We start from the raw sequence: 24,114 nt of genomic DNA, 5'->3' as shown, positions 1-24,114 counted from the left end.
CTATATGAGCTTAGGGCAGATATCCGTAGCGGCAAGGTAATACACGACGAGTTGAGGCAAATAAAAAAAGCGCCCGCAACATGTGCGGGCGCCCGTTCTCTGGTGCAGGTTATCAGCAGTTACTGGCTTTGTACCTGCTCAAGCATTACCTCAACAGCTTTCTTGAGCTGCGGGTCACGGCCCGCCGCACTGTCTTCCGGCAGCTTTTTCACGCGGTAATCCGGCTCCAACTGCTGGTTTTCCAGATAGTTGCCGTCAGCATCGATCTGGCCAACCTGCGGGATACCAAACACGATATCGCCTGAATGCAGCCATTCCCACCACACTGCAGTCATGGTGCCAGGCACAGGCATGCCAACCAATTCTCCAATGCCAAGTACCTTGTAGGTGTAAGGGAAGGCGTGGGCATCTGAATAGTTGCCTTCACCCATCACAACGATGGAAGGTTTGGTCCATTGATCAAGTGGGTCGCCCGCAAACACACGGTCACCGCGCACTTTCATTTGCAGATATTGTTTGCCAGCCAGAAGTTTCGCGAGGTCGTTATGTAGCCAGCCGCCACCGTTCCAGCGTGTATCAACCACCACGGCTTCTTTTTCAAAGTTGCGCCCAAGGAGGTCTGAGTAGACATCGCGGTAGCTTGCGTCATTCATGGCACGAACATGTACATACCCGACACGGCCACCTGAGATTTCCTCCACATAGGCACGGCGGGCCTTCACCCAGCGCTCATATAGGAGATTGCCTTCATCGCGGCGGCTGATGGGTTTTGTCACCTCATCAAAACGGGTACCATCGTCCATCTCAACGGTTAGGCGAACCCGCTTGCCAGCCTTGTGGTTCAGGAGGGCCGCATAGTTCACGTCCCGGCCAAGCTCGACACCGTCAATCGCCACCAGCGACATGCCGGCTTTGATCTTGCTATCGGCTTTCACGAGCGGGCTGCGGTCGATCACTTCAACGATTTTGAGGCCACCTGACGTGTCGCTCATATCGAAAATCAAGCCAAGTGCGGCGGTGTCATCACCACCCTTCACATTGCCCCGATAGTAAGCGCCGGTGTGGGAAGCATTCAGCTCACCCAGCATCTCTTCCATCAAGCGTGCGAAATCGCGGTTGTTGCCGATGCTCTCAAGCTTCGGTGCGTATTCAGCCTTGATACGGTCCCAATCCACACCGTGCATATTGGGATTATAGAACTTATGCCGTACCTGGCGCCAGATATGCTCAAAGAAATAGGCGCGCTCTGCATCCGCATCAAGAACCATGGAAGCCGTTAGCTTCACCGGCTTGCGGCTCGCGCTATCGTCCTTGAGTTCAAGTTTCGAGATGCTGCCATCCGCGAGCACAAAGGCAGTTTTTTCGTCATCTGAAAGCACGAAGGAAGCGTTTCTGGCGTCCATCTTCAGGAGAAGCTTGGTGCTATGCTCTTTCAACTCCTGAACCCAGAGGTTATAGCCGCCCTCAAAGCGCGCGAGATAATAAAGTTTGTCGGCTTCTTTGGTGAGGGCCATGTCGGCGAGGTCACTTGAATGCTCGGTTAGGCGAACCGTGCGGTCCTGCATACCGTCCCATTCAATTTCGGTTTTCTTGCCCTCTTCTTTTTTGTCGCCCTTGTCGGCGGCGTTATCCTTTTCACCTTCGGCTTTCTCAGCCTCTTCCTCTTTCTTCTTTTTCTCCTTCTCCTTCTCCTTCTCCTTCTCCTTCTCCTTCTCCTTCTCAAGCTCTTTCATGAGCTCATAGTCCTCTTTGGACATGGAGAATTTGTCGTAAGCATCCTGTGTGAGGAAGGCGGCCATCACGTCAAACTCTCGACCCCAGCTGCCGTGGTCACGCTGGCCATATCTGGAGCTGCCCCATATCACAGCACCGCCATTTGCATGCCATTTGGGGAAGCTGTCCTGATAGCCGGAGAGGCTGATGTCGCGCGGCGGGGCAGATCCATCCGCAGGCACAACCGCTATGTTGGTGATGAAAATTCGCTTGCGGGCAATGAAGTCGACAGTCAACCAGTTGCTGTCAGGTGACCACGCGAAGGTGATGTCGCCGTCTGAATAGGAATAGTTATACTCAGCCCCAAGCACCTCAACCACTTCACCTGTTTCCAGCGTCAGTACCTTCAGCACGTCACGGCTTGAAAGGAAGGCGACCTTCTTGCCGTCAGGTGAGTATTTGGGCTGGAAGGCTTCATCGTCTGTGTCGAAAATTACTTTCTCGTCGATCAGCGTGCTGGCGAAGAAATATTTCTCTTTCTCGTCATGGATGCTGGCTTCCACCAGTTTCCATTTGCCGTCACGCTCTGCCGCAAAAACAATTTTCTTGCCGTCAGGCGCAAAATCGACGCTGCGTTCCTGCGCCGGTGTGTTTGTTACCCGCTTTGTTGTCTTGAACTCAGTAGAGGTCACAAAAACCTCACCGCGTGCCACGAAGGCAACCTCTTTGCCGTTTGGTGATACCGCAAACTCGCTCACATCATCGGTGACCGAGATCACCTCACCATCACGGCCGTGACCGTCGGTATTGATCTTGATATCAAGCTTGGTGAGGCGGCTTCTGCTTTTGGCGGTGTAGATCGAGCCATGGTGAACAAAAGCGAGTGTTCCGTTTTCTGACCGCGTGAGGCTGCGAACAGGGTGTTCCTTGAAGCTGGTTTGCTGCTCGCGCTCCCCATTCTCGAGGTTCAGCTGCCATACGTTGAACGTGCTATCGCCTTCATCTGAGGTATAGAAAACCGTATTACCACGACCCCACACAGGATTGTGGTCGCCGCCTAAATAGGTGGTGAGCTGTGTGTGTTTGCCGCTCTTTGCGTCATACATCCAGATATCGCGCGCGAAGGCCGAGGTGTCATGTTTCCGCAGGTCGCTCTCAAGCGCTTTCTCTTCGCGGTACAGAAGCTTGTCGCCCTTGTCGTTCCAACGCGCTTCAGATGCCGGGGTGGTCAGAACCATTTCCGGCGTGCCACCAGTGAGGCGCACATTATAAAGCTCGGACAGTGAACCGCGCGGGAACTGGCTGCTTTCAGCACTGTCCATGCGGGTGGAGCTGAAGGTCACGGCGCTATCGTCCGCAGTAAAGTCATGCGGCACATCGTGCGCGCTATGGAAGGTGAGGCGGGTGGCCTCGCCGCCAGATGCAGACATTACATAAACGTCCGTTCCGCCGCTGCGGTCGCTTGCGAAGGCGATTTTCTTGCCGTCATGGGACCAGACCGGATGGCCTTCCCAGGCCGCATTTACGGTGAGCGGTACCGCATCGCCGCCTTGGGCTGAAACCTTGTACAGGTCACCCTTGTAGGTGAAAACGATGGTATTGGCATCTGGTGATATGGCGGCCTCACCGAACCAGTCGCTATTGGCTTCCGCCATGGCGGCGGTGCTTGCGCAGCCCATCAGGGCAGCAAGGGTTGCTGTCGTCAGTATTTTTTTCATGGATTATCCCCCTCAAGTTTCAGGCGAAACTTTAACAAGTTTTGCCCTGTGGTCTAGTACTTATGATGTAATATTACCCTTGGAAGACAATAGGCCGCACCCGGAGGGTGCGGCCTATTATAACGTTTTTTCAGGTCGGTTTAGTGCGCGGCAGCGTAAGCTTCAACCGTGCGCCAAACCCGCAGGATATTACCAGAGAGGATTTTCTTGATGTCCTCTTCTGAATAACCGCGTTTCACGAGGCCCGCTACAAGCGTCGGGTACGATGCAACATCCTTAAGGCCGGTTGGCAGGCTATCGCCCACACCGTCATAGTCTGAGCCAATGCCCACATAATCAACACCCGCCAGCTTCACCACATGGTCGATATGATCAAGCACATCATCGGTGGTGGCATATGGGTATGGGTTGGTTTTGCGGTATTCGGTTTCATACTGGTCTTTAAGGTCAGTTGAATCCTCAAGGCCATTGTCCGCTAGATACTTCAGATATTCCTCATCCATGGTTGGGCCATATTTATTGGCTTCTTCAGTGAGGAAGGCGGAGCCATAGTTGATCATGATCACGCCGCCTTTGTTGGCAAGCGCCTTGATCATGTCGTCAGACATATTGCGCTCAAACCCCGGAGTGAAGTGGCGCGCTGACGAGTGCGACGCAATTGGTGGCACAGCCGCCAGCTCCATTACCTGCCAGAAGGCGTCGTCTGATACGTGGCTGATATCAACCATGATGCCCAGTTCGTTCATACGCTGCACGACGCTTTGGCCAAAGTCAGACAGGCCGTTCCACTGGCGGTTCACATCGTAGGAAGAGTCGGAGATGTCATTTGATTTTGAGTGTGCAAGCGTGATGTAGCGAATGCCGCGCTCATAAAAATAATCAAGGTTTTCAAGGTCAGCCATAACAGGTGAGCCGTTTTCCATGCCAAGCGGCAGGGCGATAACACCGTCTGCAAACGCTTGCTCAACATCCGCTACGGTTTTCGCGATACGGAACTTGGTTGGCGCTTCCGCGACCATGCGTTCAACAATCGCGATCATGTCTTCTGCGTGGGTTTTGGCCTTCTCGGTGCCATCGTATTGCGCGGGTGTGTAGATCGACATGAAAGGGGCATTAAGGCCACCTGCGACAGCGCGGTTATAGTCAAAGTCGCCCTTCGCTGTTGTGCCGCTCACGTCTTCCCATTCCGCATCAAGGCGGTATGGCACGTCGATGTGCGTATCAATGATGATGGTGTCCTGGGCGATACGGTTGGCGTCGCCGGTCGTGTCCTGTGGTGCCTCGCTTGAACAGGCGGCAAGCGCAAGCAAGGATACTGCTGCGAATAAATGTTTCACGATATTGCTCCCTGATGTGACATGTGATGAATATTTTATTCTTTTACTATGCCTATTGTGGCTACCGCATATTTATGTCCGCAGCAAGACCCACATCCAGAAATGCGGGTCAGGTGCTCTTTTTACATTAATGCGCTGGAAAGCTGGAATGTGATGAAGGCGGCGAGGTAGGCGAGGCCAAACAGATAGCCCACCATCACAAGCGGCCATTTCCAGCCGCCGGTTTCGCGCCGCGCGACCGCGATGGTGGAAAGGCACTGCGGCGCAAACACATACCACGCGAGGAAAGACAGGGCTGTTGGCAGGCTCCATGCGCCGTTCAGCATGCCCACAAGGCCTTCCGCGACAGCGTCTTCGCTACCGGACAGGGAGTAGACCGTACCAAGGGCGGCGACCGCCACTTCACGCGCGGCCATGCCGGGCACAAGCGCGGCTGAGATTTCCCAGTTGAAGCCAATAGGGGCGAAAATCACTTCAAGCCAGCCGCCGATGATACCCACAAGGCTATAGGTGACAGCGGGTTCCGTTGCACCCTCAGGTGCGCCGGGGAAGCTCGCGAGCGCCCACAGCACCACGGTGACAGTGAGGATGATGGTGCCAGCGCGGCGCAGGAAGACGCGGCAACGTTCATAAAGCCCAACCAGAACAAAGCGCCAGTGCGGCGGCTGATATTTGGGCAGTTCAAGCATGAAGGTCTGATTTTCGCCTTTGGTAATGGTGCGTTTCATCACAGCCGCGACGATGAGCGCAAACACGATGCCTGCCATATAAAGCGTGAACATCACGAGGCCCTGCAGGCCCACAGTACCGCCCCACACATCAGTGTTTGGGATAAAGGCTGCGATGATAAGCGTGTAAACAGGCAAGCGCGCGGAACAGGTCATCAGCGGCGCGATCAGGATGGTTGTCAGCCTGTCTTTCTGGTCTGAGATCGTGCGGGCCGCCATGATGCCCGGGATGGCGCAGGCGAAAGACGACAGAAGCGGAATGAAGGCGCGACCGTTAAGCCCCACAGATGCCATCAGCCGGTCCATCAAGAAAGCAGCCCGTGCCATATAGCCGGAGCTTTCGAGCACGAGAATAAACGCGAACAGGATGATAATCTGCGGGAAGAAGACAATCACCGCCCCTACGCCAGCGAGAATACCGTCGTTGATAAAACTCAACAGCCAGTTATCAGGCAGTGCGCCTGCGGCAAGGCCTTGTAGGACAGCGATGCTGTCCTCGATCCAGCCCATGGGGGCTTCTGCCCACGCGAAAACCGCCTGAAACATGAGGAAGAGGATACCAAAAAGCACGACGGGGCCGATGATCGGATTGAGGAGGATATTGTCCAGCACGCGGGTGGTGCGGTGGCCAATGCCTTCGCTCAGTGTAACGTCTTTTGCAATTTTGCGGGCCGCGCGCTGGCGGTCACGGGTGCTGGCGCCAAAGTCCATGGCTTTATTCGTCAGATCACCCGTCGTGCCGAGGATTTTGTCCTTGAGGCTCTCAAGCCCCTTGCGGCGCACCGCCACAGTTTCAACCACAGGCAGACCGATTTTTTTGGATAGAGCATCCGCATCAATGCTGATCTGCTCGCGTGCCGCGAGGTCCGTCATATTAAGCGCAACCACCGTCGGCAGCCCAATGGCTTTAAGTTCCAGCACGAAGCGCAAGTGTTGCTCAAGGTTGGTGGCGTCCACCACGCAGATAAGCGCGTCCGGTTTGCCTTCCGCCTCATAGGTGCCCATGATCACATCGCGGGTCACGGCCTCGTCAGGGCTTCTTGGGGTCAGGCTATAGGTGCCAGGCAGATCAATCAGTTCAATACTGTTGTTGCCCAGAAGGGGGCCCGCGCGGCGCTCAACCGTGGCGCCCGGATAGTTGGCAACCTTCTGCCTCAGACCTGTTAGAGCGTTAAAAAGGGCCGACTTACCACAGTTGGGGTTGCCGACAACCGCTACCAGTTTTGCTTTTGTCATGCCAGATGCACCTTGACGATATGAGCATCCTTGCGGCGCAGGGCTACGGTCATTTTGCCGACACGAACCGCTATCGGGTCACGGCCAAACGGGCTCTGGTGCAGTATTTCTATCTCAAGGTCTTCGGCAAACCCCATTTCACGCAACCGGTCCACCATATCCTGATGATGGCAGTGGGACGCCGCAGCATCAAATGATGCAATACGGCCTCGTGCGCCGGGGCGCATCTCGCCAAGGCTTGAGGTGCCGTTTGCGGCAACTGGGGTTTGATTGTTCATTGTTGGCTCGCCTGTGGTAACGCTTTTACATTCTGGTCTACAACTTGAGAATGCTTCTCAATCTTGCTTGCTGCATAGCATGGAAGGCAGGGGCGGGCAAGCGCGAACGAATTGCTTTGGCATGGCTCTTTGTCGCAGTAGAGTGCTGGATGGAGGACAAGAAATGCAAAACACCTATCCCGCCAGCTGGTATGCCGCATCCGCGCCCTTGCATGAGGCAGAGCCGACGCTTGATGCACACGTGGAAACGGACGTGTGTGTTATCGGTGGTGGTTTCACCGGGCTTTCTGCGGCACTCACGCTTGCGGAGGCAGGGCGGACGGTTACTTTGCTTGAAGCGCGGCAGGTGGGATGGGGTGCGTCTGGCCGGAACGGCGGCCAGCTTATCCGTGGTTTTGTCGGGCAGGAAAGGCTCGCGAAATATTGGGGCCCATCGCGCGCGAAAGATGTGCGTGCGCTCACATGGGCGGGGCACGACCTTATCCGTCGCCGTCTGGATGAGTATGCTATCGACTGTGACCTCACCCCCGGCTGGCTAGAGGTTGCACCAACACCGCGTCAGCTTGCAGGGCTTTATCATAGTTATAACGAGATGGAATCTGATTGCCCTGACCGTGGCTGGCACTTCCTTGGTGCGGCGGAGCTTGCGGACACCATCGGCAGCGATGTGTATCAGGGTGGGCTGCTCAGCATGTCAGACGGCCATTTGCACCCGCTTAAACTATGTCTGGGCCTTCATGAAGCATGCAAGAATCTTGGGGTGCAGGTTTTTGAGCATAGCCCCGTTCATAAGATAGATGAGGGCGCAGAGGTGCGTGTGCACGCAGGCACTGGCAGTGTGCGCGCCAAGCATGTTGTGATGGCCGCCAATGCACACCACAGTTTGCTCAGGCGCAAGCTTGGCGGTTACGCTTTCCCGGCGGGTAGCTTTCTGATCGCGACAGAACCGCTGAGCGGTGAGGTTCTGGATCGCCTGAACCCGCACCGCTATGCGATTTGCGATACGAAAAAGGTTTGTGACTATTTCCGTATGTCGGCGGACGGTCGTGTGCTTTTTGGTGGGCGGGTTAACTTCTCGGGCCGAAAACCGAAATCAGTGAAGGATAAATTGATGCCGCGCCTTCTCAAGGTGTGGCCGGAGCTTGAGGGCATCAAGGTTACGCATGAATGGGGCGGCAAGCTGGGTGTCTCGCTCGGCGAAGTGCCGCTTGTGGGGCGGATCGGTGAAAATATCTGGTACAGCTTCGGCTACACCGGGCACGGCGTAAACATGGGCAACCTGATGGGGCAGATACTGGGTGAGGCCATCACCGGCCACATGGGGCGGTTTGAACTTTTTGCTGCTGTACCAAAATGGCGATTGCCAATAGGCGCCTGGCTTGGGAGGCAGGCGGTCTCTAGCGCGATACTATACTATTGGCTTAAAGACCGCCTGTAGGGAGTTGGACTGGCTGATGGCTGGCTTAGCCCAGCATGGCACGCAGCATCCACTGGGCTTTCTCGTGCACCGTTAGTCGGTCGGTCAGCAGGCCAGCGGTTACTTCGTCGTTCGCGTCACCCGCGAGGCCAATAATCGGGCGGATGCGGTTTGCAATCTGCGCATGAGCTGCAACGAGCGCCTTCACCATCGCTTCCGCTGATGCGTTTTCATCACCATCATCAATATCGCCAAGGCTTGCGTAAGCCTGAAGGCTCGCGGGGGCTTTCTGGCCAAGGGTGCGGATACGCTCAGCGATCTCATCAATCGCGGGCGCAAGTTCAAGATACTGTGCTTCCGTTAGCGTATGCACGGCCTGAAACATCGGGCCGGTTACGTTCCAGTGCACATTCTGGGTCAGCACATAAAGCTGAACACTTTCTGCCAGCACTGGTTTCAGGGCATTGGCGATCTGGTTCTGGTCAGTCGTTTTAAATTCTGTTGTCATGGTTGTGGTCCTCCTTGTCTGTTGAAGAAAATATAGGACGGGCCCAGATATTTCTCCAACAGATTAAAGTGTCTCCTGTAATCGATCTGATCGATTACTTCGTATCACCCTGAGTTTCTTGCCGCCACACGGCCCAAGAATAAACCGCCGGGACAAGGGTGGCGATAACAATCATGCACATCATTGTTTTCAATGCGATGTCAGCGGGCGCGAGCAGGGCTGCAACGATGCTGGTCATACCTGCAGCCACAAAGAGCTTGCCTGCAAGCCGGTGGGTCTTTTGCCACACCACGTCGCTCGACAGGGTCCAGGGTGTGCGGAACCCAACAAAAAAGCTGGAGCGCAGCTTCGAGAGATAATTCCCCACAACCGCAAGCAAGAGACCAAGGGCGACCGTGATGGCGGTAGCATTCATGACGTGGATGCCGTGAGCCTCGAATATGATACCAGCCTGCACCGCAGAGAGGAGGACCACTGTGGCGGTCACTGTGGCAGAAATGGCTTTGGCGGAATTCTCGATATTGGCTTTTCTCGGCTCAATAAAAGAAAGCATGGAGAAGAGGAAGATGATGACAACCTGCATCACCGGCATAAAACCAAGGGCCATCAGTGGGCTTGCGGTACCGTCTACCTCACCTTCCATGTTCCAGTGCACCGGGATCTCGGTCACATCCCCAAGGGTCATGTAGCCAATAACGCTCGCGACAAGCGTTGCGGCAGTAACGCCCCATGCCAGCTTAAACTTACTCAGGTTTGCCATTGGCTGCCTCCTCATCGTTTTGGTGTTTCCCTTCCGGGGCCAATAAGCCCACCACCAGCGAAAGCAGGTCTTCCACCACGCTGGTGTTGAGGCTGTAGGTAATGGTGGTTCCGTCGCGTTCCGTCACCACAAGGTCGGCGGCTTTCAGCACATTGAAATGCCCTGAAAGGGTTGATTTCGCTACTGAAAGCCGGTCGGCGATATCCCCCGCTGTCATGTCTCGGGACTTTAACATCGTTAGTATTTGCCGCCGGACGGGAGAGGATAGAGCGTTAAACACGTCTGACATTTTCGCTCCTTTTTCGTTTATTCGCTAAATACCGAAATAGTGACGAAGCGACATAATGTCAAGAGGGACAGTTAAACAAGTTTGAGGGAAATGGCACCAATGGCGATGAGAAGCACGGCGATCATCTTTTTGCCGGGGATATCTTCCTTCAGCCAAAGCGCGCCGATGAGGGTGGCAAACACGATGCTGGTTTCACGTAGGGCGGCGATCTCACCAATATCGCCGAGGCTGAGCGCATAAAGCGCAAGCGCATAACCGCTTTGTGCCAGAAGGGCGATCGGCAGGCTGACGCGCCACGTGCTGAGGCTGTCTTTCAGGAAGCTGCGCCCATGAATGAGGGTCAGGTACGCGGCAAATATGGGGGAGAAGGTGAGTGCGCCCCATATGATGAAGATCATCGGCTCATCAACGCTTTTGACAGCAAAGCCGTCCACCAGGGTATAGGTGGCGATCATCACGCCAGAGATAACCGCCGCGATGAAGGCTTTGGCGCTGCCTGCTCGCGCGCTGATGGTAAGGAAAATGCCGCCCACAAGTGTGAGGATAGCCAAAAACTCAGGTAGGCTCAGCGTGCCGGAGAGGAAGAGGAGGCTGAAAACCCCGACGAGGAGCGGCCCAAGCCCGCGGGCGATCGGGTAGATGAAGGTGAGGTCACCCAACTCAAGCGCGCGAGCGAGCGCAAGCTGGTAGACAATATGCGCGGTAACAGACGCAAAAATAAAGGCCCACATTACCCCATGCGGCAGCGGGAAAAACGGCACGAACGGGATATAAAGCAAGCTGCCGAAAATCGACATGAAGGCAATGGTGCCAAGCTTGTTTTCCGTACGTTTTGTCGCAGCGTTCCAGCTTGCGTGCAACAGCGCGGAGGTGAGGATCAACAGCGTGGCAAGGGTATCTGTGTCTGTCATGCCCTTGTCCTCCCGCTCCGCCTCATTATTTCAGCCTTGCACACGCCTCTTGGATACGCTCGCACGCTGTTGTCAGTGCTTCCGTTGACGTTGCGTATGACATGCGGAAGTGTGGGCTAAGGCCAAATGCCTCCCCATGCACGGCAGCAAGGCCGTAGTCTTCAAGGATGTATGTAACAAAGTCTTCATCCGTCATGATCTTCCGGCCGCTTGGGGAGGTTTTGCCAATGCACCCGGCGATAGACGGATACACATAAAACGCCCCTTCGGGTGTTGGGCAACTGATGCCCTCGGCTTTATTCAGCATGCCAACCACCAAATCGCGGCGGGCTTGGAACACGGCGGCGCGTTCGGCCAGATAGTCCTGTGGGCCGAGAAGGGCAGCTACTGTCGCTGCCTGACTGATGGAGCAGGGGTTGGATGTACTTTGTGACTGCACCTTCGCCATGGCTTTGATGAGCTTCGCGTCACCGGCCGCATAGCCAATACGCCAGCCTGTCATGGCGAAAGCTTTGGCCACGCCGTTCATGGTCAGCGTGCGGTGCGCAATTTCCGGCACCACGGTGGCAATGGTTTTAAACTCAAAGCCCTCATAGCAGATATGCTCATAGATATCGTCCGCGAACACCCAAACATGCTCATGCCGCTTGAGCACCTCGCCGAGCGCCTTGATCTCGCTTTCGGTATAGGCGGCGCCAGATGGGTTGGAGGGCGAGTTGAAAATCAACCACTTGGTTTTGGGCGTGATGGCAGCTTCGAGCGCCTCCGGCGTCATCTTGAAATTGGTGTCGATGGAGGTTGGCACAAACACAGGCGTGCCGCCCGCAAGTAGCGTGATGTCAGGATAGCTGACCCAGTAAGGGGTTGGGATCACCACCTCATCACCGGGGTTCAGTGTCGCGACCATGGCGTTATAGATGGTGTGTTTGCCGCCCGAGTTTACGCTTATCTGGTTGGTCTCGAAGGAGAGGCCGTTCTCGCGCTTGAATTTCTCCACGATCGCGGCCTTGCAAGCGGGCGTGCCGTCCACGGCGGTATATTTGGTCTGTCCGTCCCAGATCGCCTTGATGGCGGCTTCCTTGATGTGGTCTGGCGTATCGAAGTCAGGCTCGCCAGCGCCAAGGCCAATAACATCCTTGCCTGCGGCTTTCAGTTCTGCGGCTTTGGTTGAAACGGCGATGGTGGGTGACGGTTTGATGCGGTCGAGCGAGGCAGACAAGAAAGACATTGGAAGAATCCTAAAGCTGGCCAGAAAATTGGCGCCAGAATAACACCGCTTTGCGGCGCTTCAACGCTTTCGTTCGCAACTTTCGTGATATTTACCTGTGGCATGCGCAAGAAAATTTTACGCGAGGGTGGGTGGTTTGCTTTAGCGGTTGTCCGGCAAGGGAAGTGGCATACCGGACAGGCTTGCGTCAATCGCCTGCCCGGTATGCCAGGGGAGGGATGAGCGCGGTTGCCGGGAAGGTGGCAAATCACGCTCAAATGCCATTTGCATGGCTGATACGAAGTGGTGAAGGTCAGCACCATGGTTCGTATCATCGGTCAGGGCGTGAGCAGGGAAGGTTGCTCAGGGCCCTTGGTATTGGGATGAAGAGACAGGGAAGGTTGTCTCAGTCATCCTTTCGCCCGCGAGTATGGCAGGCAGCGCATCAGGTCGTGAAGGTCAGCACTTGCTGATGCGCTAGGGAAGCGACCCATTTATGCCCTGAGGTGGGAAGGTACCTCGTGATGGGCGGGCCGCATCTCAGCTCCTAGAAGCTGGCAGACAACATGCCGACAACCGCCCCCTTGCCGATGCCAGAAACGTTGGTGTCCACGTAGCTTACCGAGAGTGAGAATTGCTCAAAGTCGTATGATATTCCTGTGCTCCAGTCCCATTTGCCGTCGCCAAAGGCGCCGTCTTCATAGGCGAGGTGACCCGCGATGGAGAAAGGGGTATCTCCAAGCGGCATGCTTGCATCTACATAGGTGTAGATATTGTCTGTGCCGCCAACATTGTCCTGATCCCAGACATAGGCTGCGCCCACTGTCCAGTCCACGGTGCCAAGGGTGCCGCCAACAGAGCTGTAAATTTCAAGGTAATAAGTGTCGCTTGAGCCGGGGTAGGTATAAGCGAGCAAACCGATATCAAAGGCGAGGCCGTCAAACTCTGTTGCATAGCCTGCGTAGATATCGAGCTCAAACTCTGAACCCGCATAGCTCTCGATGGAAGAGCCCCATGTGCCAATATAAAAGCCGCTTTCGTGCGCTACATCAAAGCCGCCCTGAATTGCCGGGTCGTGATCGGATAGCGAAAGGCCGCGGAAACGATACTCGCTAACAATCGCCGCATTGGCGGACAGGGTAAAAGGGCTTGAGCTTTCTTCCTGCGCGGATGCAGAAGTTGAAAGCGCTGGTGCAAGTGCGCCGAGAGAGATTGCGCCTGCAGCGCAGACGGATTTAAGCCGGCTCTTAAACAGGGTTGATGTGGGCATGGTCTTCCTCCAGATGATATATTTGTTCTGTCTTGTTATGCCCCCTTATCAGCAAGCCCTGTGCCAGATTCAAAATTCCAATTAACACATTGATTTATATTGATATATTTTTTGACGGTGCTCCTGGGAGTGGTGTTGAGTGACTAATAAATAGTCAGTGATTAAATTATAATCACATCATCTGTGCACATTTTATAATCGTGACTTGAAAACAAACCGTGAACAGGGCAGGGTGCTGGCAAGGTCATATTAAAGTGGCCATCAAGGCCGGGGTGACTACATTGTGACCCCGGCGAGAATTGCGTGACAATGAGGCGACCATGATTCCAAACGATGCCACCGTTCCTTTTGTGCCCCACAGGCCAAGCCGCCCGGAGAAATCCGAAGGCGGTATCGCTTTTGAGCTGGTGTCTGAGTTCACACCGTCAGGTGACCAGCCCACGGCGATCAAGGAAATTGTGGAGGGCATCAAGGCGAAGGAGCAGGATCAGGTGCTGTTGGGGGTTACTGGTTCAGGTAAAACCTATACCATGGCCAAGGTGATTGAGGCGACCCAGCGCCCGGCCCTTATCCTCGCGCCCAACAAAACGCTCGCCGCCCAGCTGTATGGGGAGTTCAAAAGCTTCTTCCCCAACAATGCGGTCGAATATTTCGTCTCATACTATGACTATTACCAGCCGGAAGCCTATGTGCCGCGCACGGATACGTTTGTTGAGAAGGAAGCCACGATCAATGAGCAGATCGACCGCATGCGCCACTCTGCCACCCGCGCGGTGCTGGAACGGGACGATGTGATCATCGTTGCCTCGGTCTCTTGCATCTATGGTATCGGTAGTGTGGAAACCTATACGGCCATGACCTTCATGCTGCAGCAGGGCATGAGCGTTGACCAGCGCGAGCTTTTGCGCCGCCTTGTGGCGATGCAATACACCAGAAACGACGCAGCCTTCCAGCGCGGCACCTTCCGGGTACGCGGCGACGTGATCGATATCTTCCCCAGCCACTATGAAGACCGGGCGTGGCGCCTGATGATGTTTGGTGACGAGGTTGAAGAGATCGTCGAGTTTGACCCGCTGACGGGCGAAAAAATCCGTGTGCTGGAGCAGGTGAAAGTTTACGCCAACAGCCACTATGTAACACCGCGGCCAACGCTTGATCAGGCCGTCAAGCACATCAAGCTGGAGCTGGAGCAGCGCCTGAAATGGTATGAGGAACGCGGCCGTATTCTGGAAAGCCAGCGCCTTGAGCAGCGCACACGCTTTGACCTTGAGATGATGGAAGCCACCGGCTCCTGCGCGGGCATTGAGAACTATAGCCGGTATTTGACCGGCCGCAGACCCGGCGACCCGCCGCCCACGCTTTTTGAATATATCCCCGAGAACGCCATCCTGTTCGTGGATGAGAGCCACGTGAGTGTGAGCCAGATTGGCGGCATGAGCCGGGGGGACGCCAAGCGGAAGTCCACACTGGCGGACTATGGTTTCCGGCTGCCAAGCTGCCTTGATAACCGCCCGCTCAAGTTCGAGGAATGGGACGCCATGCGCCCGCAAACGCTTTATGTTTCCGCCACACCGGGGGATTGGGAGATGGAGCGAACCGGCGGTGTGTTCACCGAGCAGGTCATTCGCCCCACAGGCCTAATCGACCCCGAGATTGATATCCGCCCCGTGGATACGCAAGTGGACGACCTGATGCACGAAGCCCGCAAACTGGCGGACAAGGGCATGCGGGTGCTTGTGACCACACTTACCAAACGCATGGCGGAAGATCTCACTGAATATCTGCACGAAAACGGCGTGAAGGTGCGCTATATGCACTCGGATATCGACACGCTTGAGCGCATCGAGATTATCCGCGACCTGCGCCTGGGCGCCTTTGATGTGCTGGTGGGCATTAACCTGCTGCGCGAGGGGCTTGATATCCCTGAATGTGGCCTGGTCGCGATTTTGGATGCTGACAAGGAAGGTTTCCTGCGCTCTGAACGTTCCCTCATTCAAACCATTGGCCGCGCGGCGCGTAACGCCGAAGGCCGCGTTATCCTTTATGCGGACAAAATCACCGGTTCCATGCAAACCGCGATTGATGAAACCAACCGGAGGCGCGCCAAGCAGGTGGCCTATAATGAAGCGCACGGCATCACGCCAACCACGGTGAAGAAAAACGTGGGCGACCTGATGGCCCATGTCGCCGCGGGTGATTATGTCACCGTTGATATCGGGGATGACGCCGAGCATCTCGTGGGCTCCAACCTCAAGAAACACCTTGAGGTGCTGCAAGGCAAAATGCGTGAAGCAGCGGAGAATCTCGAGTTTGAAGAGGCCGCGCGGCTCCGGGATGAAATCCGCAAGCTGGAAGCAGGGGAGCTTGGCATCGAGGATAAGCGCCTCAAGCCCAAGGGCCGCGCCACCGGTGGCCGCCCCGGCACGCGCACCAAAAAAGCCAAATCCCACAACAAGATGTATTAGGGGGCTGCCATGACCCGCGAGGAATTTGACGCATACTGCGAGACGCTGAAGGCCACCACGCATGTTATCCAGTGGGGTGGGGCCAGTGTGTGGAAAGTGGGCGGCAAGATATTTGCCATCTGCTCCAACTGGGGCCCGGACGATAAAGAAACCGATGATACGGCGGCGCCCGCGCGCATATCCTTCAAATGCACTGACCTCAGCTACCAGATACTGTGTGAGCTTGAGGGCATCGTGCCCGCGCCTTATCTCGCGCGCGCCAAATGGGTGCAGCTCCAACGCGCCGATGCGCTCTCCAAGGATGACCTCAAAAGCTATATCGCGGACGCGCACGGCATTATCGCCGCCAAGCTCACGAAAAAGATGCAGACAGAGCTCGGGCTCTTGTAGCCCGTCAAGCCGCCTTTGGCAGGAAAAAACAACAGGCTGTCAGGTCTTGCGATGCTCTGCCATGGTATGAGGCGGTGTGTTTGTTGAGGAGGCCAGCCGGTGCAGTTTATCAACCCAAATAATTTCACCGCGTCCCGCGCGTGGGGTGCCCTCGATATCGCGGATATTGAAGGCGCATCCGTGCGCCTGCACTGGACGGACGCGCCCTATAAGTGGCACGTGAACGATGGCGACGAGGTGTTTGTGGTGCTGGACGGGCTGGTTGATATGCACACGCGCGACGCGGATGGCACTGAGCATATCACGCGGATGGCGGCGGGGCATATCTATCATGCGCAAATGGGTGACGCCCATGTGGCGCACCCCATCGGGCCCGCCCGCGTGCTGGTGATTGAGAAAAAAGGCAGCGTTTAATCCAGCCCGTTCACGCTGCTGCGGCGCTCAAGGATCATATTGTTGCGCCACACACCGTGCAGCTTGCCCACGCGCTCACGCACGCCCACCACACGGAAGCCACAGCTTTTATGGATGGCTTGCGAGCCAAAATTGTCTTCAAAAATGCCTGCCTGCAAGGTCCAGAAGCCCAGCTCTTCCGAGCGTTTGATGAGCGCATTCAGGAGCAGTTTGCCAAGGCCCATGCCGCGCGCGTTCTCGCCCACATAAACGCTCACTTCCGCCACACCCCGGTAGGCACAGCGGTCAGACACCGGCCATAATATGGCCCAGCCCAGCACGGTGCCGTCGTCTGACGTGGCAACCAGTTGGGTGTTGGGGATGCTCTTGTCTTCCCAGTAAGCCTGCTCTTTGGGTTCGGTTTCAAAGGTGGCGAGGCCGGTTTTGATGCCTTCCCTATAGATGCGGTCCACCGCTGCCCAGTCGGCTTGCTGATAGTTTCTGATTTTGGTCATGAATATGGTCCCGAAAAGCGCACTCGGAGCCCAGACGATGCCAGCAAAAATATCTGTGCTGCAAGCTGAAATCGTTCAAGTGTTCAGGAAAGTTTGCTGTCCCGGTCCCGCCTGCGGCTATCGGTGCGGGTGAGGATGCGCTGGATAAAGCCGGGCAGGTGCGGCGTTGCCTTGCGGATGCGCGCATTCACCTTCGGGAAGCGCCCGCGGGTGCGGCGAATGAACCTGAGCATAAGCGGGTTGAAGGCCGCAACGCCAAGACCAAGGGCGATGAGAATAACCCCGGTGGGCAGGGGGAGCGGCAGGGTGAGCGCCCCCAGAACCAGAAGGATGATGCTAAGCGGTAATGCGATCCAGCGCAGGATGAATTTCAGTCGTTTATTGGTCATACGCCGCTCACATACAACAGGTTGCCCGGCGCCAGTATCCGGCCAAAGCCCCGTGGCTATACACTCAAGAATGTCACATATTTATGAAACTTGGCTTTACAATAGGCAATTGTCGCTCAGTATGGCTAAACTCACACAGTTTTATCATCTTGGGGAGGAACGATATGAACATGAATATGTCAATGATGGGGCCGATCCTCGTGCAGGTCGCGCTCACGCTTGTTGTGCTTCTTTATATGGCGTCCCGCCGCTTGCCAGCGCTTGCAAAGGCACGTGCAACACCGGAGCAGCTGAAAGACCGCGCCACATACGACAACCTGCCGCCTGCGGCTTGCTATCCGTCTGAAAACTTCAAAAACCTGTTTGAAGCGCCTGTTCTCTTTTTTGTGATGAGCTTCATAACCCTTGTAACCGGCCTCGGCGGGGACATGATGGTAACCATGGCGTGGATTTTTGTAGGCACGAGGGTTGTGCATAGCTTTATCCACTGTACATATAACAACGTCACGCACCGCTTCCTTGCGTTCATTCTTGGCGTGCTGGTGCTTATATCAATGCTTGTTGTTCTCATGATGAGATTTTGGATGGCGTAATGGCTGATTTTACCGACCACATCACAGACAAACACGCGGCGTTCATTGAGGAACAGCCGATGTTTTTCACCGCCACAGCGTGCGCCACAGGGCGCATCAACCTGAGCCCCAAGGGCATGGACAGCTTCCGTGTGCTTGGGCCCAACCTGTGCGGTTATCTGGATGTGACCGGAAGCGGCAACGAGACGGCCGCGCATATCAAAAACGATGGCCGTCTCACCATCATGTTCAACAGCTTTACCCGCAATGCTCTTATCCTGCGGCTTTACGGCAAGGGCCGCGTGGTGCGCCCGCATCATGACGGCTATGACGAGCTTGCGGCCAAGTTCCCGGTGCTGCCCGGTGCGCGGCAGATCATCCTGCTGGACGTTGAAAGCGTGCAAACCAGTTGTGGTTATGGCGTGCCGGAGATGGAGCTGACAGCCGAGCGCCAGACGCTCAAGAAATGGGCTGAGAAAAAAGGCGATGCCATCACCGACTATCAGCACACCAACAACACCACCTCAATCGACGGCTTTGCTTCCGGCCTGATGGACTGAGGCACACTGCCATGACCCAGGTATTTGAGGACCATAACCGCCTTGTGGTATTGCGCTCGGGCCTTAGCCAGCCTGATGGCGCGCTTCTGCGTTCTGTGCTTGAAAGCCACGGCATTCACGCGTTCCTCTCGGGCGAGCATGTAGCGGGCATGAATGAGGGCCTGTGGGCCAACCTTATGGTGCGTGCGGCAGATTATGAGGACGCCCAGAAAGCCATTTCAAACCTTGCGATGATGCCGTCAAAGGCTTTCCCGGTGCGGCATGACGCAGACGGGGAAGAGCTTGCCTGCCTCAGGTGCGGGTCAGGCCGGGTGCATGCTTTTGAGGGGCGGGTGCCAACAAGCCTGCCGTTTGTAAAGGTGATGGCTGAGCGCGGGCAGGGCTGGTATCACTGCCTGCAGTGCGGCAGTTATTATAATGACCGCAGGCCAAGGTTCTCCAGTCTCTCAATCGCCTTGATGTGGGGCGGCACGCTTGCGCTTGCCACCCTCATCGGTATCTGGATCATCAACTGGATCAAGTGGTTATAGGCTCTTCGAGATTGGCAGCGTGCGAATGCGCTTGCCGCTTGCCGCAAATATCGCGTTTGTCAGCGCCGGAATGAGCGGCGGCAATGCCACCTCGCCGGTGCCTCTTGGCAGATCGTCCCCAAAATCCATTACGCGCACGTTGATTTCAGCCGGGGCTTCATTGATGCGCATCTTCCTGTAGCTGTCGAAGTTGTTGGTGACAGGTACGCCAGCCTCAAAATGCAGGTCGCCATATTTGGCAGCGCAGAGGCCGTCATTGATGCCGCCTTCCACTTGTGCGCGGATACCAAGCGGGTTTACGGCCAAACCGCAATCAATCACGCTTGTAACCTTGTGCACGCGGTAGTCACTCTCGCCCACCATTTCTACATCAACCACATGCGCGCATGTGCCGGAGAAGGTGTGATAGATGGCGATACCCTGGCCCCAGCCCTTCGGCATCTTGCGGCCATATTTTGCGTCCTTTGCCACTTGTTTCAGCATATCCCGGAAACGTGAAAACTCGAGGATAGGATAAGGCCATGATTCAAGCTTCAAGGCTTCTTTCTGGCTGTATAGCTCCAGGAGGAAATCAAGCGGCTTCCGTCCGGCTTCATGCGCTACTTCGTCAAGGAAACCCTGAATAACCCATGCGGCCGTATTGTGCTGTGGTCCGCGCCATGCGCCGCGGCTCACGTTATTTTCAATGAAACCCCATTCACCGCGATAGTTGTCAATAAGCGCGATGGGGGGTTCCTTCGCAGCGTTCCTGAGCCAGCCGTCCGCCCCGATCTTCACATGCCAGCCGGTGAGCTTGCCATCCTTATCAAGGGAGGCCCGCATGCGGTAAGCACCGGAAGGGTTTGGATAGTCCTGCTCGATCTCATCCTCGCGGGACCAGGTCACTTTCACAGGCGCCTTCGCTTCGCGAGAGAGGATGCAGGCCTCCATAATAAAGTCCGGCGTGTATTTCCGGCCAAAGCCTGTACCGCAGCGGTAAACGTTGGTTTTGACCGCGTTGGTTGGCAAGCCGGTGGCGTCGATAACCGCGTTCGCGGACTGAGTGATCGATTGGTGGCTAAGCCATATTTCAGCCTTGTCTTCCGTCACCTGCGCGATGCAGCCATGCGGTTCAATGCAGGTGTGCGCCCAGTGCGGGTGATAATAGGTGGCTTCAACAACCTTGTCGGCATTCGCCATGGCGGCATCAACATCGCCGCCTTCCATGCGGCTGTTCTCTGCTGCCGTGCCGTTTTCAATGAAATCGAGCATGCGCTCTTTCATCTGCTCAGAGCCGTCGTTTTGGGAGATGCTGCCGTCCCATACCGCCTTAACGGCGTCTGCGGCCTTGCGGGCCTGCCAGTATGTATCCGCCACCACCCCAACACCAGCGGCAATATTGCGTGACCGTTTGAGGTCTTCGGGCATGCGTTTCATCTCAACAACATGGCGTACACCCGGCATGGCCAGGATCTGATCCCGGTTATAGGAAACGAGGGAGCCATTGAGATGTGGGCAGCGCCTGATGGCTGCATGCAGCATGCCGTCAACCTCGGCATCGATACCAAAAAGCGGCTCGCCGGTGACAATCGCGCGGGCATGCACGTTGGGCTGGTCCTGACCAATGCGCTTAAAGTCTTTGCGGTTTTTTGGTTTCGCTTGAGACGGGAACAATGTGGAATCAGACCCGCGGGTGAGGGCCACAAGGTCTTTGTACGCAATCTCGCGCTTGCCTTTCTTGTCAATCACCATGCCGTTCGCAGTGGAAAGGCGGTGTGAGGGCACATGCCACTTGGAGGACGCGGCATAGATAAAGAGGTCGCGTGCATAAGCGGCTGTCTGCCTAAGCGGCCCCCACATGGTCATGACAGAGAGGCTACCGCCTGCGCCTTGCGGCATGGGGCCTTCCGAGAACTTGCCGTCACGGCCCGTTAGCGCCTGCATGGACATCATCTCGATGTTTGCGGTTGTAAGGTCGAGGTCAAGCTCATCCGCAATAATCTGCGCGGCCGCGGTGATCGTACCCTGTCCCATATCAGGGATTGGCACACAGATGAAAATCTGCCCGTCTTCCGTGAAACGAAGGCAGGGTGAAACATTGCCGCTGTTGTCCACGTCTGTGGCCAAAACGGTTGGGTTGACTGAAATGCTGATCACAAGTGCGGCTGCACCTGCGCTTGATTTCAGGAATCCGCGCCGGGAAAGATCGTTCATCTGTCTTCCCCTTATGCGGTTTGCATTTTTTGTGCAGCGAGTTTGATCGCCTTGCGGATACGGTAGTAGGTGCCGCACCGGCAAAGATTGGTGATGCCTTCATTGATGTCGTCATCTGTGGGGTTGGGCACATCCTTGAGGAATGCTACCGTCGCCATGATCTGGCCGGCTTGGCAATAACCGCACTGCGGTACGTCTTCCTCGATCCAGGCTTCCTGTACCGGGTGAAGATCTTCACCGTTCGCGAGACCTTCGATCGTGGTGATCACTGCACCGTCAAGCGCCGCCATCGGGATCGAACAGCTGCGCACCGCGTCGCCGTCCACATGCACGGTGCAGGCACCACACTGGCCGATGCCGCAGCCGAATTTGGTACCCTTAAGGCCTGCTTCCTCACGCAAATGCCACAGAAGCGGCATGTCCTCATCGCCGTCAAAGCTGCGCGCTGTGCCATTGATTGAAAAATTTACTGTAGCCACAATTCTTCTCCCCGCCGAGTGTTGTTCCGGGGAGAGTTTACGTGATGTTGTAACAATTGTCGCGGCAGCTGGTCGCAACCGCGAAGCGTTTTATCGCAATTTTTTATACCAAAAGGCTTAGTTTAGTAGCTCAGCGCCTCAAATACGCGGTTGGCATTGCCGCCCCATACACCGTTCAGCTTATGGAGAATTTGGCACGCAGGTGTCATGCCGGTCTCGGCACTTTCCCATAGCGAGTTGAGGAAACCTTGCTCGGTCTCTCCCATGGAGGAGAGCTTCGCCCGGTTCTTGAGGCCCCTGTCTGCGATGGTGAGTACTTCTTTCGCGAGCGCGGAGAAATCACGCCCGTGAATTTCCGTCATCAGCCCCATTTTGGGCACGTCATCGCGCATCTGTGCCACATCATCGGCTGACCAGCTCTTGATCAGGTCCAGCGCGCCTTGTTGTGCTTCAGTGTCATAGAGAAGCCCAACCCAGAAAGCGGGTAGCGCACAAAGGCGAGACCATGGACCACCGTCTGCCCCGCGCATCTCAAGGAATGTTTTGAGCCGCACTTCGGGGAAGAGGGTCGTCATATGGTCTTTCCAGTCTTCCATGGTGGGCAGCTCGCCCGGCAGGGCTGGCAGTTTGCCTGCCATGAAGTCACGGAAACTCTGGCCGGAAGCATCGATATATTTATTGCCGCGACGGACAAAATACATCGGCACATCCAGCACATGGTCGGCCCAGCGCTCAAAGCTCATGCTCTCATCAAACACGAAAGGCAGGGTACCGCAGCGGTCCGGGTCCGTGTCTGTCCACACATGGCTCCGCAGGCTCTTGAAGCCGTTCGGGCGCCCTTCCTTAAGGGGAGAGTTGGCGAACAGCGCTGTGGCGAGTGGTTGCAGCGCGAGGCCGATGCGGAACTTCTCCACCATGTCGGCTTCAGATGCGAAATCCAGGTTCACTTGTACGGTGCAGGTGCGCAGCATCATATCAAGCCCCATGCTGCCGCGTTTTGGCATGTAGGAGCGCATGATGTCATAGCGCGCTTTTGGCATCACCGGCACATCCTCGCGCTTGAGCGTGGGGTGGAAGCCAAGGCCCAGAAAACCGATATCGAGCGTCTCGCCAATCTCGCGTGCTTCACGGAGGTGGGTGGAGGTTTCGTCACAGGTCTGGTGGATGCTTTCAAGCGGTGCACCGGAAAGCTCAAACTGGCCACCGGGCTCCAGCGTGATGGAAGCGCCGTTTTTAGTGGCGGCGATCAGATGGCCGTTTTCCTCAACCGGGTTCCAACCAAGTTTGACGAACGCCTGAAGCACATCGCGAATGCCGGGTTTGCCGTCACCGCCTTCATAGGAAAGCGGGCCAAAGCCGTCCCGGTGGAAGATAAATTTTTCATGCTCTGAGCCAATGCGCCATGTGGTGCGATCGGGCTTGCTGCCTGATTGAAGAAATTCGACAAGCTGCGCCTTGCTTTCAACAAGCCGCGCGTCTGATGTAGCGCTTGGGCTGGACATATATGTTGGGTCCCTGAACCTTATACCTTGAAGCTAAAGAGGTAAGGCGTTCATAAGGACCATTCAAGATATGTAAAGCCTGCTCACGCGATGGTGAGAGGGCCGGAGTATATTATGATGCGCCTAGTGACGGTACGGAACGTTGATTGCACAAGGGTTTTCAGACAGGTCCATGCCGTAAATATGCAGTGTGTGAGAAATTCTTTCCGTCGGGTTAAATAATCTATGGATACCGCATGGATTAGGGTCAACAGACGCCACAGCCCCGGTTTTTGCGTTGATGATACCTGTGCTTTTGGCAAGGGCGGGTTCATCGCATGCCGCGAATGTTTCGCAGCCGATCTCACCGTCCAGCACACCGACACAGCCCCAGGCATTGTGCCCATGCACCGGTGTGCAGGCGCCGGGCAGCCACTTGAGCGCCAGCACGCTGAAGCGCCCTTCGGGGTGTGTGTATAGAAGCTTGCGGGCATAACCGCGCTCATTCACCTCGGCGTCCAACAGGTTGCCAAGTTTGATGTAGGGCAGCGCAATGCGCATCAGGCTTTCGGCCGCTGATTTACGAAGGCCCGCGCCCACATTGTGGGTCAGGATATCCACCTCATTAATCAACCGCATCAGGCTTGGTGAGCTTGCGAGAGCCGTATTTCCATCCATTGGCATATAAGAAGGTTCCACAATCTAGTCTCTGGTGAATATGTGGAACATCATACCAAATGTTGATTGAGAATTGTTTGCGAAGTTGTGTTTTGAA

General features: G+C 55.8%; 23 protein-coding genes. 7 read left to right on the top strand and 16 right to left on the bottom strand.

Translation table 11 applies throughout. The features are described 5' to 3' along the window. Positions 1-119: 119 nt before the first annotated feature. The 4 genes from ACN0XZ_RS11020 to ACN0XZ_RS11005 all read right to left on the bottom strand — a co-directional run bounded on the left by ACN0XZ_RS11020 (position 120) and on the right by ACN0XZ_RS11005 (position 7,010). Positions 120-3,431 (bottom strand): S41 family peptidase, encoded by a 3,312-nt coding sequence (locus ACN0XZ_RS11020; RefSeq protein ID WP_417457811.1) that lies wholly within the window; start codon positions 3,429-3,431, stop codon positions 120-122. 140 nt (positions 3,432-3,571) lie between these two features. Further along, a complete protein-coding gene (locus ACN0XZ_RS11015; protein WP_417457810.1) occupies positions 3,572-4,768 on the bottom strand; it encodes a dipeptidase in 1,197 nt (398 codons plus the stop codon). Positions 4,769-4,890: 122 nt separating this feature from the next. Then, the gene (gene feoB / locus ACN0XZ_RS11010; protein ID WP_417457809.1) at positions 4,891-6,732 is read right to left on the bottom strand and encodes a ferrous iron transporter B; all 1,842 of its coding nucleotides are present in this window, start codon (positions 6,730-6,732) and stop codon (positions 4,891-4,893) included. Further along, positions 6,729-7,010: a FeoA family protein gene (locus ACN0XZ_RS11005; protein WP_417457808.1), complete on the bottom strand. Its 282-nt coding sequence runs from the start codon at positions 7,008-7,010 to the stop codon at positions 6,729-6,731. Before ACN0XZ_RS11005 ends, feoB begins: the two co-directional genes overlap by 4 nt. A 163-nt stretch (positions 7,011-7,173) precedes the next feature. Here ACN0XZ_RS11005 and ACN0XZ_RS11000 point away from each other — a divergent pair, with 163 nt between their 5' ends. Continuing rightward, positions 7,174-8,448, top strand: a complete 1,275-nt coding sequence (locus ACN0XZ_RS11000; protein WP_417457807.1) for an NAD(P)/FAD-dependent oxidoreductase — start codon at positions 7,174-7,176, stop codon at positions 8,446-8,448. A 25-nt stretch (positions 8,449-8,473) separates the two neighbouring features. Here ACN0XZ_RS11000 and ACN0XZ_RS10995 read toward each other — a convergent pair whose 3' ends face one another. The 6 genes from ACN0XZ_RS10995 to ACN0XZ_RS10970 form a co-directional block, all read right to left on the bottom strand. Then, positions 8,474-8,935 carry a Dps family protein gene (locus ACN0XZ_RS10995; protein WP_417457806.1) on the bottom strand — a complete coding sequence of 154 codons (462 nt, stop codon included), beginning with the start codon at positions 8,933-8,935 and terminating at the stop codon, positions 8,474-8,476. Positions 8,936-9,029: 94 nt separating this feature from the next. Next, positions 9,030-9,695: an SdpI family protein gene (locus ACN0XZ_RS10990; RefSeq protein ID WP_417457805.1), complete on the bottom strand. Its 666-nt coding sequence runs from the start codon at positions 9,693-9,695 to the stop codon at positions 9,030-9,032. Then, positions 9,679-9,984 carry an autorepressor SdpR family transcription factor gene (locus tag ACN0XZ_RS10985; protein ID WP_417457804.1) on the bottom strand — a complete coding sequence of 102 codons (306 nt, stop codon included), beginning with the start codon at positions 9,982-9,984 and terminating at the stop codon, positions 9,679-9,681. Before ACN0XZ_RS10985 ends, ACN0XZ_RS10990 begins: the two co-directional genes overlap by 17 nt. Positions 9,985-10,055: 71 nt before the next feature. After that, entirely contained in the window at positions 10,056-10,895 is an 840-nt protein-coding gene (locus ACN0XZ_RS10980) for an EamA family transporter (RefSeq protein ID WP_417457803.1), read from the bottom strand. A 25-nt stretch (positions 10,896-10,920) separates the two neighbouring features. Further along, on the bottom strand, positions 10,921-12,123 hold the full coding sequence (locus ACN0XZ_RS10975) for a pyridoxal phosphate-dependent aminotransferase (protein WP_417457802.1): 1,203 nt from the start codon (positions 12,121-12,123) through the stop codon (positions 10,921-10,923). A gap of 526 nt (positions 12,124-12,649) precedes the next feature. Further along, complete coding sequence (locus ACN0XZ_RS10970) at positions 12,650-13,372, bottom strand: TorF family putative porin (RefSeq protein WP_417457801.1); 723 nt, start codon at positions 13,370-13,372, stop codon at positions 12,650-12,652. Between the two features lie 320 nt (positions 13,373-13,692). Between ACN0XZ_RS10970 and uvrB the strand changes: the two genes are divergently transcribed. The 3 genes from uvrB (at position 13,693) to ACN0XZ_RS10955 (ending at position 16,641) form a co-directional block, all read left to right on the top strand. Further along, the gene (gene uvrB, locus ACN0XZ_RS10965; RefSeq protein WP_417457800.1) at positions 13,693-15,837 is read left to right on the top strand and encodes an excinuclease ABC subunit UvrB; all 2,145 of its coding nucleotides are present in this window, start codon (positions 13,693-13,695) and stop codon (positions 15,835-15,837) included. Positions 15,838-15,846: 9 nt separating this feature from the next. Next, complete coding sequence (locus ACN0XZ_RS10960; protein ID WP_417457799.1) at positions 15,847-16,227, top strand: MmcQ/YjbR family DNA-binding protein; 381 nt, start codon at positions 15,847-15,849, stop codon at positions 16,225-16,227. 99 nt (positions 16,228-16,326) lie between these two features. Next, positions 16,327-16,641, top strand: a complete 315-nt coding sequence (locus ACN0XZ_RS10955; protein WP_417457798.1) for a cupin — start codon at positions 16,327-16,329, stop codon at positions 16,639-16,641. On the opposite strand, the gene ACN0XZ_RS10950 is transcribed toward ACN0XZ_RS10955, so the two are convergent. Continuing rightward, entirely contained in the window at positions 16,638-17,135 is a 498-nt protein-coding gene (locus ACN0XZ_RS10950) for a GNAT family N-acetyltransferase (RefSeq protein WP_417457797.1), read from the bottom strand. The genes ACN0XZ_RS10955 and ACN0XZ_RS10950 overlap by 4 nt on opposite strands. An 83-nt stretch (positions 17,136-17,218) precedes the next feature. After that, entirely contained in the window at positions 17,219-17,524 is a 306-nt protein-coding gene (locus ACN0XZ_RS10945) for a hypothetical protein (RefSeq protein WP_417457796.1), read from the bottom strand. Positions 17,525-17,688: 164 nt separating this feature from the next. Between ACN0XZ_RS10945 and ACN0XZ_RS10940 the strand changes: the two genes are divergently transcribed. From ACN0XZ_RS10940 to ACN0XZ_RS10930, 3 genes are read left to right on the top strand one after another with little or no spacing between them, the layout of a single operon-like run. After that, complete coding sequence (locus tag ACN0XZ_RS10940; RefSeq protein WP_417457795.1) at positions 17,689-18,117, top strand: MAPEG family protein; 429 nt, start codon at positions 17,689-17,691, stop codon at positions 18,115-18,117. Next, positions 18,117-18,656, top strand: a complete 540-nt coding sequence (locus tag ACN0XZ_RS10935; RefSeq protein ID WP_417457794.1) for a pyridoxamine 5'-phosphate oxidase family protein — start codon at positions 18,117-18,119, stop codon at positions 18,654-18,656. Before ACN0XZ_RS10940 ends, ACN0XZ_RS10935 begins: the two co-directional genes overlap by 1 nt. Positions 18,657-18,667: 11 nt before the next feature. After that, a complete protein-coding gene (locus tag ACN0XZ_RS10930) occupies positions 18,668-19,186 on the top strand; it encodes a putative signal transducing protein (protein WP_417457793.1) in 519 nt (172 codons plus the stop codon). On the opposite strand, the gene ACN0XZ_RS10925 is transcribed toward ACN0XZ_RS10930, so the two are convergent. The 4 genes from ACN0XZ_RS10925 to ACN0XZ_RS10910 all read right to left on the bottom strand — a co-directional run bounded on the left by ACN0XZ_RS10925 (position 19,181) and on the right by ACN0XZ_RS10910 (position 24,023). Beyond that, on the bottom strand, positions 19,181-21,379 hold the full coding sequence (locus ACN0XZ_RS10925) for a molybdopterin cofactor-binding domain-containing protein (protein WP_417457792.1): 2,199 nt from the start codon (positions 21,377-21,379) through the stop codon (positions 19,181-19,183). The genes ACN0XZ_RS10930 and ACN0XZ_RS10925 overlap by 6 nt on opposite strands. 11 nt (positions 21,380-21,390) lie before the next feature. Then, the gene (locus ACN0XZ_RS10920; RefSeq protein WP_417457791.1) at positions 21,391-21,858 is read right to left on the bottom strand and encodes a (2Fe-2S)-binding protein; all 468 of its coding nucleotides are present in this window, start codon (positions 21,856-21,858) and stop codon (positions 21,391-21,393) included. Between the two features lie 122 nt (positions 21,859-21,980). Then, complete coding sequence (locus ACN0XZ_RS10915) at positions 21,981-23,360, bottom strand: glutamate--cysteine ligase (protein WP_417457790.1); 1,380 nt, start codon at positions 23,358-23,360, stop codon at positions 21,981-21,983. 123 nt (positions 23,361-23,483) lie between these two features. After that, positions 23,484-24,023 carry a hypothetical protein gene (locus ACN0XZ_RS10910; protein ID WP_417457789.1) on the bottom strand — a complete coding sequence of 180 codons (540 nt, stop codon included), beginning with the start codon at positions 24,021-24,023 and terminating at the stop codon, positions 23,484-23,486. Positions 24,024-24,114 lie beyond the last annotated feature (91 nt).

The sequence above is a fragment of the Kordiimonas sp. genome, assembly GCF_048264555.1.
GTDB lineage: Bacteria > Pseudomonadota > Alphaproteobacteria > Sphingomonadales > Kordiimonadaceae > Kordiimonas.
Note: the sequence above shows the minus strand (reverse complement) of the source record. Positions and strands in the feature narration are given on the sequence as shown.

Coding starts and splice junctions, on each gene's coding strand:
- ACN0XZ_RS11020 (WP_417457811.1), bottom strand. CDS start 3,431: ATGAAAAAAATACTGACGACAGCAACCCTTGCTGCCCTGATGGGCTGC.
- feoB (WP_417457809.1), bottom strand. CDS start 6,732: ATGACAAAAGCAAAACTGGTAGCGGTTGTCGGCAACCCCAACTGTGGT.
- ACN0XZ_RS11005 (WP_417457808.1), bottom strand. CDS start 7,010: ATGAACAATCAAACCCCAGTTGCCGCAAACGGCACCTCAAGCCTTGGC.
- ACN0XZ_RS11000 (WP_417457807.1), top strand. CDS start 7,174: ATGCAAAACACCTATCCCGCCAGCTGGTATGCCGCATCCGCGCCCTTG.
- ACN0XZ_RS10995 (WP_417457806.1), bottom strand. CDS start 8,935: ATGACAACAGAATTTAAAACGACTGACCAGAACCAGATCGCCAATGCC.
- ACN0XZ_RS10990 (WP_417457805.1), bottom strand. CDS start 9,695: ATGGCAAACCTGAGTAAGTTTAAGCTGGCATGGGGCGTTACTGCCGCA.
- ACN0XZ_RS10985 (WP_417457804.1), bottom strand. CDS start 9,984: ATGTCAGACGTGTTTAACGCTCTATCCTCTCCCGTCCGGCGGCAAATA.
- ACN0XZ_RS10980 (WP_417457803.1), bottom strand. CDS start 10,895: ATGACAGACACAGATACCCTTGCCACGCTGTTGATCCTCACCTCCGCG.
- ACN0XZ_RS10975 (WP_417457802.1), bottom strand. CDS start 12,123: ATGTCTTTCTTGTCTGCCTCGCTCGACCGCATCAAACCGTCACCCACC.
- ACN0XZ_RS10970 (WP_417457801.1), bottom strand. CDS start 13,372: ATGCCCACATCAACCCTGTTTAAGAGCCGGCTTAAATCCGTCTGCGCT.
- uvrB (WP_417457800.1), top strand. CDS start 13,693: ATGATTCCAAACGATGCCACCGTTCCTTTTGTGCCCCACAGGCCAAGC.
- ACN0XZ_RS10960 (WP_417457799.1), top strand. CDS start 15,847: ATGACCCGCGAGGAATTTGACGCATACTGCGAGACGCTGAAGGCCACC.
- ACN0XZ_RS10950 (WP_417457797.1), bottom strand. CDS start 17,135: ATGACCAAAATCAGAAACTATCAGCAAGCCGACTGGGCAGCGGTGGAC.
- ACN0XZ_RS10945 (WP_417457796.1), bottom strand. CDS start 17,524: ATGACCAATAAACGACTGAAATTCATCCTGCGCTGGATCGCATTACCG.
- ACN0XZ_RS10940 (WP_417457795.1), top strand. CDS start 17,689: ATGAACATGAATATGTCAATGATGGGGCCGATCCTCGTGCAGGTCGCG.
- ACN0XZ_RS10935 (WP_417457794.1), top strand. CDS start 18,117: ATGGCTGATTTTACCGACCACATCACAGACAAACACGCGGCGTTCATT.
- ACN0XZ_RS10930 (WP_417457793.1), top strand. CDS start 18,668: ATGACCCAGGTATTTGAGGACCATAACCGCCTTGTGGTATTGCGCTCG.
- ACN0XZ_RS10925 (WP_417457792.1), bottom strand. CDS start 21,379: ATGAACGATCTTTCCCGGCGCGGATTCCTGAAATCAAGCGCAGGTGCA.
- ACN0XZ_RS10915 (WP_417457790.1), bottom strand. CDS start 23,360: ATGTCCAGCCCAAGCGCTACATCAGACGCGCGGCTTGTTGAAAGCAAG.
- ACN0XZ_RS10910 (WP_417457789.1), bottom strand. CDS start 24,023: ATGCCAATGGATGGAAATACGGCTCTCGCAAGCTCACCAAGCCTGATG.